General features: G+C 63.1%; 11 protein-coding genes. 4 read left to right on the top strand and 7 right to left on the bottom strand.

The window, feature by feature from the left end:
- Positions 1-36 precede the first annotated feature (36 nt).
- The 3 genes from CQ12_RS01290 to CQ12_RS01280 all read right to left on the bottom strand — a co-directional run bounded on the left by CQ12_RS01290 (position 37) and on the right by CQ12_RS01280 (position 4,612).
- Positions 37-534, bottom strand: coding sequence for a PRC-barrel domain-containing protein (locus tag CQ12_RS01290; protein ID WP_057833552.1), 498 nt, complete (start codon positions 532-534; stop codon positions 37-39).
- A gap of 49 nt (positions 535-583) precedes the next feature.
- Positions 584-2,782, bottom strand: a complete 2,199-nt coding sequence (locus tag CQ12_RS01285; protein WP_057833551.1) for an amylo-alpha-1,6-glucosidase — start codon at positions 2,780-2,782, stop codon at positions 584-586.
- 66 nt (positions 2,783-2,848) lie between these two features.
- Entirely contained in the window at positions 2,849-4,612 is a 1,764-nt protein-coding gene (locus CQ12_RS01280; RefSeq protein ID WP_057833550.1) for an ABC transporter ATP-binding protein, read from the bottom strand.
- Positions 4,613-4,918: 306 nt separating this feature from the next.
- On the opposite strand from CQ12_RS01280, the gene CQ12_RS01270 reads away from it, so the two are divergent.
- Positions 4,919-5,989: a glycosyltransferase family 4 protein gene (locus CQ12_RS01270; protein ID WP_057833548.1), complete on the top strand. Its 1,071-nt coding sequence runs from the start codon at positions 4,919-4,921 to the stop codon at positions 5,987-5,989.
- A gap of 140 nt (positions 5,990-6,129) precedes the next feature.
- Here the strand turns inward: CQ12_RS01270 and CQ12_RS01265 are convergent, their stop codons facing one another.
- The 3 genes from CQ12_RS01265 to CQ12_RS01255 are packed head-to-tail and all read right to left on the bottom strand — an operon-like array spanning position 6,130 to position 11,229.
- Positions 6,130-8,076, bottom strand: a complete 1,947-nt coding sequence (locus CQ12_RS01265) for an alkyl/aryl-sulfatase (protein WP_057833547.1) — start codon at positions 8,074-8,076, stop codon at positions 6,130-6,132.
- Between the two features lie 45 nt (positions 8,077-8,121).
- Positions 8,122-9,942, bottom strand: coding sequence for a flavin-containing monooxygenase (locus tag CQ12_RS01260; protein WP_083519063.1), 1,821 nt, complete (start codon positions 9,940-9,942; stop codon positions 8,122-8,124).
- Between the two features lie 45 nt (positions 9,943-9,987).
- Positions 9,988-11,229: an acyl-CoA dehydrogenase family protein gene (locus CQ12_RS01255; protein WP_057833546.1), complete on the bottom strand. Its 1,242-nt coding sequence runs from the start codon at positions 11,227-11,229 to the stop codon at positions 9,988-9,990.
- A 103-nt stretch (positions 11,230-11,332) separates the two neighbouring features.
- Here CQ12_RS01255 and CQ12_RS01250 point away from each other — a divergent pair, with 103 nt between their 5' ends.
- The gene (locus tag CQ12_RS01250; RefSeq protein ID WP_057833545.1) at positions 11,333-12,154 is read left to right on the top strand and encodes an IclR family transcriptional regulator; all 822 of its coding nucleotides are present in this window, start codon (positions 11,333-11,335) and stop codon (positions 12,152-12,154) included.
- 60 nt (positions 12,155-12,214) lie between these two features.
- Positions 12,215-13,201 carry a Bug family tripartite tricarboxylate transporter substrate binding protein gene (locus CQ12_RS01245; RefSeq protein ID WP_057833544.1) on the top strand — a complete coding sequence of 329 codons (987 nt, stop codon included), beginning with the start codon at positions 12,215-12,217 and terminating at the stop codon, positions 13,199-13,201.
- A 121-nt stretch (positions 13,202-13,322) separates the two neighbouring features.
- On the opposite strand, the gene CQ12_RS01240 is transcribed toward CQ12_RS01245, so the two are convergent.
- Positions 13,323-14,327: an ABC transporter substrate-binding protein gene (locus CQ12_RS01240; protein ID WP_057833543.1), complete on the bottom strand. Its 1,005-nt coding sequence runs from the start codon at positions 14,325-14,327 to the stop codon at positions 13,323-13,325.
- 99 nt (positions 14,328-14,426) lie between these two features.
- Here CQ12_RS01240 and CQ12_RS01235 point away from each other — a divergent pair, with 99 nt between their 5' ends.
- On the top strand, positions 14,427-15,074 hold the full coding sequence (locus CQ12_RS01235) for a TetR/AcrR family transcriptional regulator (RefSeq protein ID WP_057833612.1): 648 nt from the start codon (positions 14,427-14,429) through the stop codon (positions 15,072-15,074).
- Positions 15,075-15,100: the final 26 nt, after the last annotated feature.

The following is a 15,100-nucleotide window of genomic DNA, read 5'->3' as shown; positions in this document are numbered from 1 at the left end:
CGACTGAGACGGGCGCGCGACCAGATCGTTTCTCCCTTACTTGTCGAAATCCCACGGCTGTAGGCGGCCAGCCGCACCGAGCACGATCACGGGCGCGTCCTGCTTGTATTCCGGCGCCGCTGTCACTTGTTCTTTCGTCAGCTCAAGCGTGATGCTGTCGCTCTTGTTGGCAACGCGACCAAAATGCAGCGCACTCCAATCGACGACGATCTTTCGGCTGCCGACACCGAGAAATCCGCCGAAATCGATGACCGCGGCGCGTACAGCGCCCTCGCGGTCCACGATCACGTCGACGATGCGTCCCATATTTTCGTTGGCTGCACTGCGGACGTCGCGACCGAGAATGCCGAGCGCATCACGGGCCCCGATCACAGTGACCGAAGGTGGCGGCGCCGGTTCCTTTTTCGTGGCATCTTTCGCGGCATCGGCCGGCGCGCCACGGCTCCCCTGCGTTCCGCTGTCTTCCGCTGCCGATACCGGAAAGCTCATTGCTAACCCGGCGATCAAAGATAGGACGAGAATACCGGCGCGCATGTGGTCTCCTGATCTTGGCGGACGCTTGAATTATGCGAATCCGCCATCGCTAATGCGTCAATACGATCGACACCTGTATCTGGCCGCGCGTGCGCAATACTTCGAGCGAGACCTCATCGTTGTGGCGGCGCACCCTCAAGTCGACACTGGACGGCCCGAGCTGCAGATCGCGCAGCACCACCTCGTTGAGGAATTCCGGCAGCTTTGGGTCGCGAAGGCGGATCTCGCCGCGCACGGCATCGAATTCGAGGCCGAGCGCCGCTTCCAATAACGTGAAGGGCGTCGCACTGGCCCAGGCCTGCGGGGCGCAGGCGACGGGATAGAGCACCGGCCCGCGGCGCCTTTCCCGGCGGAATCCGCAAAACAATTCCGGCAGCCGCCGCAAGTCCATGTAGCTGGCGGCATCGAACAGGCCCTTGAACAGATGCGCCACCGAATGCTTCAGGCCGTAGCGCGCGAAGCCGAGCGCGATCAGCGCATTGTCATGCGGCCAGATCGAGCCGTCGTGATAGGACATCGGGTTGTAGCGAACCTCGCCATAGGCCACGGTGCGGATGCCCCATCCCGAAAAGAACTTCTTGCTCATCAGCTCGGCCGCCACGCGGCGGGCGCGATCGGTCTGAATGATGCCGGTGAAGAGAAGCTGGCCGGCATTGGACGTTCGCACCTTGCACGGCCGCTTGGCGCCGTCGAGCGCCAGCGCGTAGGTGCCGAGCTCTTCGCACCAGAACGCCTCTTCGAACCGGTCGGCCAGCAACAGCGCTGCCGATTCGAGTTCCGCCGCACGCTCGATCTTTCCGAGCCGGCGGGCGCAACGCGCCGCCAGCCGCTTGGCGGCGAAGACATATCCCTGGACCTCCGCCAGCGCGAGATAGCCCTCGGCGAGTTGTCCATCGGCGTGGAAGATCGCATCGAACGAATCCTTCCAGCCCTGGTTGGCAAGCCCCTGCTCGGTGGCGCGCTGGTACTCGACGAAGCCATCGCGATCGGGATCGCCGGGACCGTCGATCCATCGCAAGCCTGCCTCGATGGCGGGCCACAACTCGGCCAGTGTGTCCTCGTCGCTGGTGCGCTCGACATAGAGGCCGGCGAGCAGCACGAACAGCGGCGTCGAATCGACGCTGCCGTAATATTGCGCGAACGGCACCTCACGCAGCGCCGCCATCTCGCCGCCGCGCATCTCGTGCAGTATCTTGCCGGGCTCGGCATCGGAGAGCGGATCGGTCGCCTTGGCCTGGAAATGGGCGAGCCGCCGCAGCACGCCCTTGGCGATGCGCGGATCGACCCACAGCATCTGCAGCGCGGTGATCAGCCCGTCGCGGCCGAACGTGGTCGAATACCAGGGAATGCCGGCATAGGGGTACCTGCCCTGCGGCGTATCCGTCATCAGCATGTTGAGATCGGCCATCGCCTGGCACAGCACCTCGTTGAAGATGTTGTTCGAGGTCTCGATGCTGGCTGCGCCGACCGTCGACCGCCGCATCTCGCGGCGATGCGCCAGCAGGCCGCGGAAGAACGGTACCGGCTTCTGCATGATCGGCTTGTTGCAGGACACCGCGACGAACAAGGCGATCACTTGCCCGGGGTCGAGTTCAAAATGATAGGTCGCTGAATTCACAGCGAGCCGGGTCGGCCGCGGCTCGAAATGCAAGGCGGTGATGCGAGCCTGGCCGTCGAGCCCGCCATACTCCAGCACCACGTCAGCGGGGCCGAGCAGCCGGCTGGAACCGATGCCACGGCGCGACCGGCGCTCGCCGCGCACTTCGAACAGATCGGCGAAGTCATTATCGAACAGCAGCGTCAGGTCGAAACTCGCCTGCCGGTCGCCGTGATTTTGCAGGGCGATGCGCTGGTAGGCGGTGCCGCGCCACAGAAAGATCGAGCGCACGATGTGCAGCGTGTCCTTTGGCAGCGCCAGCCTGCCATTGCGGTACACGTCGGAATTGGTGAGGTCGACGGTCAGCGCCGAATTGTCGTCACGCAGATTGGAGCCGAGCAGCAGCGGCTGGACTTCATCGAGCACCATCTCCAGCCGGGCGAGATACCGCGTATCGGCGTTGAACAGGCCGTCGGGCCCGCCGGCGGAGGCGCCGATATCGCCGTGGCTGTCGAGTACGATAAAGGTGTCGTCGTGCTTGAGCGAACGGCGCTGCCGCGTCGCCGGCCCTGTCATCGGAATGTAGAACGGCGATTCCGCGACGTGTTCGGCCGCCTCAATGGTGATGAATTGAGTGACTTCGGCTGTCATATCGACCTCAAGCGATTTCCTTGCGTTGCGAGGGACGCATCGGGACGCAAACGCTACTGCCGCAGATCAGGCCGCATGGCTGGCGAGACGCCCCATTTCGCGCGCCACCAGTTCGCGGTAAGGGCCCCTGCCCTGCACCAGGATATCCGGCGGGCCGTCTTCGATGATCCGCCCGTTCTGCAGCACCACCACGCGGTCGAAATTGCGCAGGGTGGCGAGACGATGGGCGATGGCAATCACGGTGCGTCCGCGCATCAGCCGCGACAGCGCCTCGCGGATCGCCTCCTCCGATACGCTGTCGAGCGCAGCCGTCGCTTCATCCAGCAGCAGGATCGGCGAGTCCTTCAGGAACGCGCGCGCGATGGCAATTCTCTGCCGCTGTCCTCCGGAGACCTTGATACCACGATCGCCGACGATGGTCGCCATCCCTTCCGGGAGGTTCTCGATGAAGTCGCACCGCGCCGCGATCGCCGCGCGCAGCACCTCGTCGTCGCTCGCGTTCGGCCGCCCGTAGCGGATGTTTTCCATGATCGAGCGATGGAATAGCGAGATGTCCTGCGGCACCACCGAGATCGCTTCGCGCAGGCTCTGCTGCGTCACCCGCGCAATATCCTGGCCATCGATCGTGATGCTGCCGTGCTGGACGTCATAGAAGCGCTGCAGCAGCGTGAACAGGCTGGATTTTCCGCCGCCGGAATGACCGACCAGACCGACCCGCTGTCCCGGCTGAATGCGCAGGTTGAACTTTTCGAACACCTGAACACCGCCCGGATAATGGAAGGCGACATTATTGAAGCCAACGGCGGCGCCGCTGCGGATCAGCGGCTCGGCCTCGGGATGATCCTTCAACTCGTGCGGCAACAGCAATGTGGCGATCGCTTCGGTCAGGCGGGCGACGTGCTGGGTGACATCGACCAGCGCCACTGCAAGGTCGCGTGTCGCGCTCAGGATCGAAAGGCCGAGTGTGCATACCAGCACAACATCGCCCGTGGTCGCCGCACCCTTCTGCCAAAGCGCAATCGCCCACGCCAGCAGTGCGATCGTCAGCACGATTGTCACGACGGCGTGAAGCAGGCGCAGCTTCTCGAGATAGCGCAGGCTGCGCCCACGGGCGTCGAGTTCCCGCTCGACGGTGGCATCGAAGCGGTCGTGTTCGTAGCTGAGGCCGCAGAACGCGCGGACCAGCGGCAGATTGCTGATGACGTCGACCATCTCGCCGTCGACCGCAGCGGCCTTGTCGGCAAAATCATCATGTAGCGGCTTGCCCGCCGCGGCGAGGCGGAACATCGCCAGCAGCATGATGGCGGCGATGACGATCAGGCCTGCGGACATTGCAAGGCTGACGGTTCCAATCAGAAGGATTGCCGAAACGGTTGCGATGCACGGCGGTAATACGTTCCAGACGAACATGTTCTCGACCGTGAAAACCGCGTTCGAGGTCGCGGTGATGCGGCTGGTCAGCATGCCCGGCAGCCGGTCGGAGAAATAGCTGGGAGCGTGACCGGTGAGGTGGCGGAACATGTCGCGGCGTAGATCGCCGGTGACGCCCACGAAGGTGAAGCTCGCTGTCCAACTTGCGACGCGCCACAACAGATTGTCCGCCGCAATCAGCGACATGAGAAAAGCGAATGCCAGCCATACGCTCGCCGCACGCTCCGACCCGGCCGTCAGGCTGTCGACGAGATGCTTCACGCCGTACTGCGTGCCCACGGAGCAGGCAACCGCCCCCACGACAGCAGTCAAGATGACGGCATGGGCCGCGCGGCGCTGGCGGAGATAGCGCAACACAAACGGGAACGGCCGGCGCGCATATCCTGAAAGATTGTCCATGTCGTTCTGCAAACCTGTTGAGAGTGAACGGGAATCCCTAACGCGTGTCGCGCACGAGGTCGTGAACTATGCTGCTTCGGTTTTGCCGGCGCACGGCCATCACCGCGCAACAATTCTGCAGCATCCAAGTCGCCTCAAATCTGTTGGTGTCAGATGGCATCAGCAAGACAGTCGTGTGGAAGAACCAAGATGCGCCGAATGAGTGGAACTTCACAGATGCAAGAACGTTCCCGCTATCGGCACTCTCGGTGCCGACTTGCGGGCTGAGGGCTTCATTCAACTATCATTCGAAACAGGAGACGAAATATGCGCATCGCGCAGGTCGCCCCGCTGACGGAGGCTGTTCCCCCCAAACTGTACGGTGGCACCGAGCGGGTCGTGCACTGGCTGACTGAAGAACTGGTAGCGTTAGGGCATGAAGTCACGTTGTTCGCCAGCGGCGATTCCCACACCTCGGCAAAGCTCGATGCCGCCTGGCCGAAGGCCCTGCGTCTCGATGGTTCGGTACGCGACCCCAACGCGCTGCATATGGTGATGCTGGAGCGCGTGCGGCAGAAATGCGACGATGAAGAGTTCGATTTTCTGCACTTTCATCTCGATTACTATCCATTCTCACTGTTCTACCGGCAGCCGACGCCGTTTCTGACGACGCTGCACGGTCGGCTCGACCTGCCGGAGCATCAGCCGGTCTTCAGTACCTTCCCCAAGATCCCGGTGATATCGATCTCCAACGCACAGCGGCGGCCGGTGCCGCAGGCCAACTGGGTGCGCACCATCCACCATGGGCTGCCGGAGGATTTGCTGACACCACAGCAGGTGAAGCCATCCTATCTCGCCGTGCTCGGGCGGATCGCGCCGGAAAAGGGCGTCGATCGCGCCATCCGGATCGCGACGCGATGCGGTATTCCGCTCAAGATCGCCGCCAAGGTCGACCGCGCCGACCAGGAATATTACGACGAATTGATCTCTCCCCTGATCAAGGCCAATCCGCTGGTTGAATTTATCGGCGAGATCAGCGACCGCGAGAAACCCGATTTCCTCAGCGGCGCGATCGGTCTTCTGGTCCCGATCGACTGGCCGGAGCCGTTCGGCCTCGTGATGATCGAAGCCATGGCCTGCGGCACGCCGGTCCTCGCCTATAACCGCGGTTCGGTGCCGGAGATCATCGACCCCGGCCTCACCGGCTTTGTCGTGGAAGACGAAACCAGCGCGGTAGCGGTCGTCGACCGTCTTGCTGCGCTGGACCGGGCTGCCATCCGCAAACAGTTCGAAAGCCGCTTCACCGCACGCCGCATGGCACTGGATTATCTCGCCGCCTACCGCGGCCTGATGGAAGAAGCGGAGCCGCGGATCAAGCTCGTCAGCAGCGCAGAGTAAAGCGTAACGCTCCCCCTGGTCGTCGCAAGACGGCCGTAGGGTGGGCAAAGCAAAGCGTGCCCGCCATCAAGCAATGATCCGGACAGATGGTGGGCACGGCGCGTACGCGCTTTGCCCACCCTACATATCTCGCAATGACGCTAAGAGACCGCCGTCCGCTTCGGCTCGACGATCTCGAACATTCGCGGAAACTCGTCCATCAGCATCATCAAGTCGCCGAGACGCGCCGGATTGCCGGAAGCCTTGATCTTGCCGGCGCCGACCGCTTCGGGGAACGTCGTCAGCTTGGCGATCACTTCGTCGAGCACGCCGCGTGCCAGCGTGAAGCCGGCATCGGCATCGGCCGCTTGCGCGCCGGTCACGTAAGTCAACGCGCAATTTTCCAGATTGAGAATGAAGCTCTCATTGGTATCGGTAAAATTCCAGTTCAGCACAATGCGCTGGCCTTCGGCCTTGGGACCATTCAGGCGAACCCCGAGCACGTCCCAGAGCTGCTCGGTGCGCAGCGCGGCCAGCGTTTCGCGCGGCATCGATGAACGCGGCGGGGTCTTCGGCATGCCCTGCCGCAATTCCTGCGCGCCGAACAGATAGGCGTTGCGCCAGGTCGAACTTTCCGAGGCGTAGCCGAGCTGCTCGAAGGTATCGGCCAGCATCGCGCGCGCCGCCTGGTTGTCCGGCTCGGCGAACACCAGATGGCTCACCGCCTGCGCGACGAAGCGGAATTCGCCCTTGGCAAAATCGGCTTGCGCACGCGAAAGGATCGCATCCGCGCCGCCCATATACTCGACATATTTCTTGCCTGACTCCACCGGCGGCAACGGATCGAGGTTCACCGGATTGGCGTCATACCAGCCGAGATACTTTTGATAGATCGCCTTTACGTTATGCCTGATGTGGCCGTAATAGCCGCGGCCGTGCCAGGCGCCTTCCAGACTCGCCGGCAGGCGGATGGTCTCCGCGATCTCGGCGGCGGTGAGCCCGTGGTTCATCAGGCGGATGGTCTGGTCATGCGCGAATTTGTAGAGATCGCGCTGCTGGCGGATCATGGTGTCGATCCGTTCCTGGCCCCACACCGGCCAGTGATGTTGGCCGCACATCGCATCGGCCTTGCCGCCCCACATCTGCAAGGCCTCGCCGAGATATTTCGACCAGGCCAACGCGTCGCGCACGTCGGCGCCGCGGAACGGCAGCAGATTGTGGAAATTATGCGTACAGTTTTCCGCCAGGTTGAGCAGCTTGTAGCGCGGGATGAAGAAATGCATCTCGGCCGGAGCTTCGCTGTTCGGCGCCATCTGGAATTCGAATTCCACACCATCGATCGTCCGCCTGTCGCCGGTCGCCATGATCAGATCGGTCGGGCGCACCAGCGCGACTGCCCCCGCCGCCATGGTCTTGCCGAGCCCGCAATCGACCTGCCCGCGCACGCCCTTGGCGAGGAACGGGCCGAACTGATACTGCGCGCGCCGTAGCATCGCGGGGCCGGCGATGATGTTTTCAGAGACCGCATGCTCCATGAACAGATTGGGCGCGATGATCGGCACCTTGCCGCCGGCGAGCGTTGCATCGTCGAGCACGCCGCGCGCGCCGCCCCAATGGTCGGTGTGGGTGTGCGTGAAGATCACGGCAGCGACCGGCCGTTTGCCGCGATGCTGGAAGTAGAGTTCCATCGCGGCGCGCGCGCCCTCGATCGAGGTCAGCGTATCCACGACGATCACGCCGCTGTTGCCCTCGATCAGCGTCATGTTGGCGATGTCGAGCCCGCGCACCTGATAGACGCCTGATACCACCTCGAACAGGCCGTGATGCATGTTGAGCCGCGACTGCCGCCACAGGCTGGGATCGACGGTCGGCGGAGCGTCTTCCGCGGACAGGAAGCCGTAAGGCTCCAGACTCCAGACTGTCCTACCCTGCGGCGAGGTGATCTTCGCATTCTCCACGGTACCGAGGAAGCCGCGCGCCGCATCGTCGAAATCCCGTTTATCGGAAAACGGCAGCGCCTTCAGCGTCGCCGCGTGCTGCGCAATGACGGAGGCGGAAGCCTCCTTCGGAGTTTCCCTCGGCGTTTCAACGGTGGCTGGCTGGGTCATACGCGTGTGCTCCTCACAGAAACAAACTTCAACTGGCCGGCAGGTTCAGCGAAACTGCAGCCCCTCGAACTGGCCGCTGTTGCGCCAACTCTCGATATATTTGAAGTAGGCCATCGGGCCGGCGGGATGGCCGACATTGAGCTTGGCCGCAGGACCGGGCTCGCGTCCTTCGTTGTTGTAGTAACCGGGCGTGCAATCCGGCGAGCCGATCATGCGGCCGGCGCCGGTCAGCAACAGCTCGACCCAGCGCTCTTCGGCCTCTTTTGTCACTTCGATCTCCTTGAAGCCGTTCGTCCGGGCATGACCGACCATCAGCGCGATAGTCCTGGCGGCTTCGGTCAGATTGTGCGGCACGTTGGAGATGAGATTGGCGCCTTGCGTCGGCTGCACGAAGAATGCGTTCGGAAAGCCGTGCACGTGGATGCCGTGCTTGGTGCGCATGCCCGCAGCCCAATGCTCCGACAGCTTGACGCCGCCACGGCCTGTCAAGTCGAAGCCGGCGCGCCGCTTGTACTCGGTACCGACTTCGAAGCCGGACGCATAGATGATGCAGTCGAGCTGGTATTCCCTGCCCGCGACGACGACGCCGTTCTCGGTGATGCGCTCGACGCCCTTGCCGTCGGTATCGACGAGATGCGTGCCCGGCGTGTTGAAGGCCTGCAGATAGGAATCGTGGAAGCACGGCCGCTTGCAGAGCTGGCGATACCAGGCCTTGAGCTTTGCGGCGGCCTCGCGATCGCTGACGATGCTGTCGACCCGGGCGCGGATTTCCTCCATCTTCTCGAAATCTGAATCCTCAAACGCCGCCAGCATGTTTGCCGGTGTTCGCTGCTCGCGCGGCAGATCCATGACCTTGGCGCGAATCCGCCGCGACAGATCGGTCCAGCCGTCCTGCACAAGATCCTCTTCCGCGGAGCCGCCGGCCTGATTGGCGGTAAAATTCTCCAGCCAGCGTTGCTGCCAGCCTGATGTTGCGATCCCTGCAAACCATTCCGGATCGATCGGGGCATTGGCCCTGACATCGACGGAGGATGGCGTACGCTGGAAAACGTACAGCGCCTTGCAGGCGCGCGCGAGATGCGGCACGCACTGCACGGATGTCGCGCCGGTGCCGATGATGCCGACGCGCTTGTCCGCCAGCTTGTCCATCAGCCCGCCCGACGGATTACCGCCGGTGTAATCGTAGTCCCAGCGGCTGGTGTGGAACGAATGGCCCTTGAATGATTCGATGCCTTCGATGCCGGGAAGCTTCGGTACGTGAAGCGGACCAGTGCCCATGCCGACGAACTGCGCGGTGAAGTCATCGCCGCGGCTGGTGCGGATGCGCCAGCGCGAATTTGTATCGTCCCAATCGAGACTCACGACCTCAGTGTGGAACAGCGCGTTGTCGTACAGACCATATTGCTTGCCGATGCGTTGGCAGTGCGCGAGAATTTCCGGCGCATGCGCGTATTTCTCCGACGGCATGTGCCCGGTTTCTTCGAGCAAGGGCATGTAGACCATCGAGGCGGTATCGCATTGCGCACCGGGATAGCGGTTCCAGTACCAGGTGCCCCCGAAGTCTCCGCCCTTCTCGATGATCCTGACGTCCTTCACGCCAGCCTCCGACATCCGCGCTGCCGTTGCGAGCCCGGCAAAACCGCCACCGATGAAGACGAAGGTGACGTGATCGGTCTTCGGCTCGCGCGCGGTGACCGGCGTATAGGGATCGTCGAGATAATGCGCGAGCTGGCCGGCAACACGCAGATACTGATCGTTGCCGTCGGGGCGCAGCCGCTTGTTGCGCTCGTCCAGATATTTCTGGCGCAGCCTCTCCTTGTCGATCGCAGCCTTTTGCGAGCTCGGAGGTTGCTCGGTGATCGTCATCCGAAGGCGCCTTTCAGAAATTGCGAAACGTCTTTGTCATTACCATCAGGCCGGATGTGCCGACAGATAGGGTGAGTTTGCGACCGACCAGGACGGCATCGGCTCCATGCGAAAGATCTGCCGCAGGTGGACTTCATCGGGGCCGTCGCCGATCCGCAGCAGGCGTCCCCAGGCCAGCGCCTGGTGGATCGGCGTATCGTCGGAGCCGCCCATGGCGCCGAACACCTGCATGGCGCGGTCGGCGATCCGCTGCAGCATCGCCGGCACCGCCACCTTGATCAGCGACACGTCGCGCCAGGCATCCTGATGGCCGGCCTGATCGAGCCGCCACGCGCAGCGATAGGCGAGCAGGCGCGCCTGTTCCAGTTCGACACGGGATTCGGCAATCCAGCGCTGCACGGTGTCGTACTGGATCACGGGGCGCCCGAACGCAGAGCGTTCCGATGAGCGCACCATCATCAGTTCGATCAACAATTCGCACAGCCCGATCGAGCGCATGCAGTGATGGATGCGCGCAGGCCCAAGGCGGATTTGCGCGACCTTGAAACCTTCGCCCTCGGCGCCGAGCAGGTTTGCACGCGGCACGCGCACATGATCGAACGTCAGTTCGCCGATCGGGGCAACGTGGTCCTCGCATCCCATCCAGCGCAGCCGCCGCACCAACCGAACGCCCGGCGTCTCCATCGGCACGATGACGCAGGAATGGCGGCTGGTCCGGCCGGCATCGGGATCGGTCACGCCCAGCACGATCAGGAAGCTGCAGCGCGGATGCGCCGCGCCGGTGATGAACCATTTGCGCCCGTCGATGATGTAGTCGTCGCCGTCGCGGACCATGCGGGTCGCGATGTTGGTCGCATCCGATGAGGCCACGTCCGGCTCGGTCATGCCGAAGGCCGAGCGCGTTTTCGCTTCCAGCAGCGGCCGCAGCCAAAGCGCCTTCTGCTCCGGTGTGGCGCAATTCTGCAGCGCGATCATGTTAGGCACGTCGGGCGCCTGACAGTTGAAAACCTCCGGCGCCCAGAACAGCCGGCCCATCACTTCCGCCAACGGCGCATATTCGAGGTTGGAAAGGCGCGTGCCGGGCTCGTCATCGGCCAGTTCGGGAAGGCCGAGATTCCATAGGCCCGCCGCCTGCGCCTTGCGCTGCAGGTCGCCCATGAAGGGCGCGGGTTCCCCTCTGGCTGCGTGTTCAAGCCAGGCGCGATGGCGCGGCAGCACCTCCTGATCGAAGAAGGACTGCAGCTTCTCCAGCCACGCTTCCGATCGAGCGGACAGATCGAAATCCATGCCGGCCTCCCTTTTGGGAGAAACCTAAGCGCATATCGACACGATTGGCAAATCCATTTCGGTATATTGACAAAATTCCAGATTTGGTCCGATATTCCGTCTCATGGCAGTGAAGTCCCTTACCCATTCGTCCGCCGCATCGCGGGCCGGCGAGCCCGAGGATCAGGCCGACCCCTCCTTCGCGACCACGCTGGCGCATGGGCTGGACGTGCTGGCCGCCTTCCGTAACCGCGGCGACTCGCTGTCGAATGCCGAGCTTGCCCTCCACACCGGACTGTCGCGGCCGACGGTGTCGCGGCTGACCTACACGCTGGCGCAGCTCGGCTATCTGAAGCGCGACGCCAAGGGACGCTTCCAGCTCGGGCTCGGCATTCTCGCTGCCGCCTATCCGGTGCTGTCGGCGCTGAAGGTGCGGCAACTGGCGCGTCCGCTGATGCGCGAGTTCGCCGCCTACACCGGCGGCACCGTCTCGATCGCGATGCCGTTCGGGCTCGACTTCATCTATGTCGAGACGCTGCGCACCACCGACGCGGTGGCGCATCTGCCTGACGTCGGCTTTGCCAGCTCGCTGGCGCCGACCGCGGTCGGCCGCGCGCTGCTGTCGCTCTTCACCGAGGAAGAGCTCGACGCCTATGTGGTGGCCGTGAAATCCGAGCGCCCGGAAGAGGCCGATTATGTCGAGCGGCGGACGCTGCCGGATGTCGAGCTTTGCAAGGAGCGCGGCTTTGCGATTTCGCTCGGCGAATGGCGACGCGAGATCTTCGGCGTTGCCGCGCCGCTATACCGCACGCCGTCGGGCGATTGCCTTTCGGTCAATTGCGGCATTCCCTCATTTCGTTTCAACGCCGAACAGATTGAGCGTGAATGCGGGCCGCGCATGCTGGGGTTGGCGCGCAGCATCCGCTCGCTGGTGACGAACGACTGAATTCCCCCGTCAGAGGGGCAAAGCGCATCGCTCGCGAGCACCAAAAATGGGGAGGGAAGAATGAGCCGGATCAAAACAGTGCTGGGCTTTGCCATGGGCATTGCGTTCGGCGCAATCATGCTGTTCGCCAGCGCCGCGCAGGCGCAAGGCAATTATCCGAACCGCCCGATCCGCATCGTCGTGCCCTACCCCGCCGGCGGCATCGTCGACATCGTCGCCCGCGCGGTGACCGAACAGGTCGGCCGCGACTGGAAGCAGACGGTGGTCATCGAGGCCAGGCCGGGCGGCAACAGCAATATCGGCACCGCATCGGTCGCACGCAGCGAGCCCGACGGCTACACATGGCTGGTCACCGGCCCGGCGGCGCTGGTCAACCCGACGCTCTACAAGGATGCCGGCTGGGATGCGCTGAAGGACCTCAGATGCGTCGGCCTCGCGGTCTGGAACCAGAGCGTGGCGCTGGTGCACCCCTCGATGCCGGCCGGCACCATCAAGGAATTCGTCGAGATCGCACGCAAGAAGCCCGGCGAGCTGAACTTCGGCAATCCCGGCACCGGCTCATCCATCGACCTGAGCGCGCAAAAGCTGTTCCAGGCCGCCAACATCAAGCTCACCAATGTCGGCTACAAGGGGCAGCCGCAAGCCTTGATCGACCTGATGACCAACCTGATGCATTTCGAGATCGTCTCGCTCGAACTGGCGCTGCCGCACATCAAGGCCGGCAGCGTGAAACCGCTGGCCGTGATGACCGACAGGCGCATCGCCGACCTGCCCGATGTGCCGACGATCGCGGAAGCCGGATTTCCGGAAGCCACCTACGTGCCCTGGTATGGCATCTATGTTCAGGCCGGCACGCCGGATGCGATTGTCGCGAAGATCAACGACGGCATCAACAAGGCGCTGCAGAATCCGGAAGTTCAGCGACAGCTCGCGGTCGCCAATATTCCGGGCAAGCCGATGCCGCTGAATGAACTCGCGGCGTTGATGAAGGCGGACTATGAGAAGCTGACGAAGGTAATCGCGACGTCAGGCATGGCGCTGCAGTGAGAGATGAGGCGCCAACCTCACTGCGTCATTGCGAGGAGCGAAAGCGACGAAGCAATCCATACCTTCCCCGCGGCACGCTGGATTGCTTCGCTTCGCTCGCAATGACGGCTGAGAGTGCCGGCTACTTCTTCACCTTGCTGGCATCCATCTTGATCGACGTATCCAGCATCTTGGTCGAAAACGCCGTGTTCACGTCGAACGGCTTTTCCATGCCGAGATAGGTCTGCACCAGTTCGTAATCCTTCTTCATCCGTTCGGCGTCGATCCAGCCCAGCGCCTTGGTCGTCGTGAACTCGTCCGTCATCAGGAACTTGATGCGCTCCCACTGGCGCTGCTGGTTTTCCTTGTCGAGACCGGAGGCTTGATCAAGCAAAGCCTTGAGGCATGGCGCTACGTCGGCAACGCAGGCCGCGTAGGCTTTCTGGCTGATCCTGACGAAGTCTTCGACCAATTTCGGGTTCTTCGCAAGGTAAGCGCCGTTGACGATCAGCGAGTTGCCGTAGGGATTGAGGCCGATGTCCTTCCAGTTGACGTAGCCGAGATCGGTGCCGAACTCGATCACCTTCAGATCATGCTCGTTGTAGAAGTCGCTGATGATATCGACGGTGTGGCTCTTCAGCGCCGCGATCTTGGCAGTCGGGCCGACATTGACGAAGCTTACCGAGTCAGGCGCGATGCCCGCGGCCTTGGCGAAGGCCGGCCACATCACCCGCGAGGCATCGCCCGGCGGATTGCCGATCCTGTGGTTCGGAAAATCCTTCGGCCCGTTCACGCCGTAGCTCTTCAGCCAGTAGAAGGTCTGTCCGGTATTGGCGTAAATGCTCATCAGCGCCACGACGTCGGCACCCTTGCTCTTGGCCACCAGCGTGGTTGCGAGATCGGCGATGCCGAACGGCGAACCGCCGGAGCCGACTTTCAGCGAGGAGACGCCGGAGCCCTTGCCCACCTCGATCGTGAGATCGATGCCGGCCTTCTCGTACCAGCCCTGCGACTTGGCGTAGTAGAACGGCGAGTGATCGGCCGTCGGTGTCCAGTTCAGGATCAGGTTGACCGCCTCGCCCGCAGCGCCGGGAGCGGACGGCACGGCGAGCGCTAGCGCCAATCCCGCAATTCGCAAAGTCTTCATTGCACCCTCCTCGTTCTGCAACCCGATCTTGTCGTCGCTGTTCGGTGACGCTACCAATGCAACAAGGGACCAGACGACTTGTCAACTATTTGGTTGGAAATGCCCAGGAAACGAACGGACGACTTAAAGCCGCAGCGGCGCGATCCTGCCGCGACCCGCAGGAAGCTGCTGACGGCGGCGCGGCGCGAATTCGCCGATAGCGGTCTCGCGGGAGCTCGCGTCGACGAGATCGCTGCGCGCGCGGGCGTCAACAAGCAGCTTGTCTACCACTATTTCGGCGACAAGGATGCGCTGTATCTGGCGGTGCTCGAATGGGTCTATGAGGAGATCCGGGCCCAGGAACGCGAGCTCAATCTCGAGGGATTGCCGCCCGAGCAGGCGATCAAGAAGCTGATCGAAAGTTCCTTCGATTACCTCGCCGCCCATCCGGATTTCATTGTGCTGCTGAACGACGAAAACCGCGGCGGCGCCCGCCATGTCCGCGGCTCGCGCAAGCTGGAAGCGATGCATTCGCCGCTGGTCAGCCTGGTCTCGACCACCCTGTCCCAGGGCGTGAAGGCCGGCATATTCCGCAGGGGTATCAACCCCGTTCACCTCTACATCTCGATTGCCGGTCTCAGCTATTTCTACTTTTCGAATACGCCGACCCTGTCGGCGATCTTCGGCAAGGACCTGTCGAGCAAGGCCGCGCGGCAGGCCCGCCGCAAGCACGTGGTCGATCTGGTGATGCATTCGCTGCGCCCCTAATCAACCATATGGTTGATTACCGGGAG

Origin of the sequence: Bradyrhizobium jicamae (genome assembly GCF_001440395.1) — a bacterium.
Classification (GTDB): Bacteria; Pseudomonadota; Alphaproteobacteria; order Rhizobiales; family Xanthobacteraceae; genus Bradyrhizobium; species Bradyrhizobium jicamae.
The sequence above is the reverse complement of the archived record's forward strand: the minus strand, read 5'-3'. Positions and strand labels throughout refer to the sequence as shown.

Coding starts and splice junctions, on each gene's coding strand:
- CQ12_RS01250 (WP_057833545.1), top strand. CDS start 11,333: ATGGCAGTGAAGTCCCTTACCCATTCGTCCGCCGCATCGCGGGCCGGC.
- CQ12_RS01270 (WP_057833548.1), top strand. CDS start 4,919: ATGCGCATCGCGCAGGTCGCCCCGCTGACGGAGGCTGTTCCCCCCAAA.
- CQ12_RS01290 (WP_057833552.1), bottom strand. CDS start 534: ATGCGCGCCGGTATTCTCGTCCTATCTTTGATCGCCGGGTTAGCAATG.
- CQ12_RS01265 (WP_057833547.1), bottom strand. CDS start 8,076: ATGACCCAGCCAGCCACCGTTGAAACGCCGAGGGAAACTCCGAAGGAG.
- CQ12_RS01255 (WP_057833546.1), bottom strand. CDS start 11,229: ATGGATTTCGATCTGTCCGCTCGATCGGAAGCGTGGCTGGAGAAGCTG.
- CQ12_RS01260 (WP_083519063.1), bottom strand. CDS start 9,942: ATGACGATCACCGAGCAACCTCCGAGCTCGCAAAAGGCTGCGATCGAC.
- CQ12_RS01285 (WP_057833551.1), bottom strand. CDS start 2,782: ATGACAGCCGAAGTCACTCAATTCATCACCATTGAGGCGGCCGAACAC.
- CQ12_RS01235 (WP_057833612.1), top strand. CDS start 14,427: ATGCCCAGGAAACGAACGGACGACTTAAAGCCGCAGCGGCGCGATCCT.
- CQ12_RS01245 (WP_057833544.1), top strand. CDS start 12,215: ATGAGCCGGATCAAAACAGTGCTGGGCTTTGCCATGGGCATTGCGTTC.
- CQ12_RS01240 (WP_057833543.1), bottom strand. CDS start 14,327: ATGAAGACTTTGCGAATTGCGGGATTGGCGCTAGCGCTCGCCGTGCCG.
- CQ12_RS01280 (WP_057833550.1), bottom strand. CDS start 4,612: ATGGACAATCTTTCAGGATATGCGCGCCGGCCGTTCCCGTTTGTGTTG.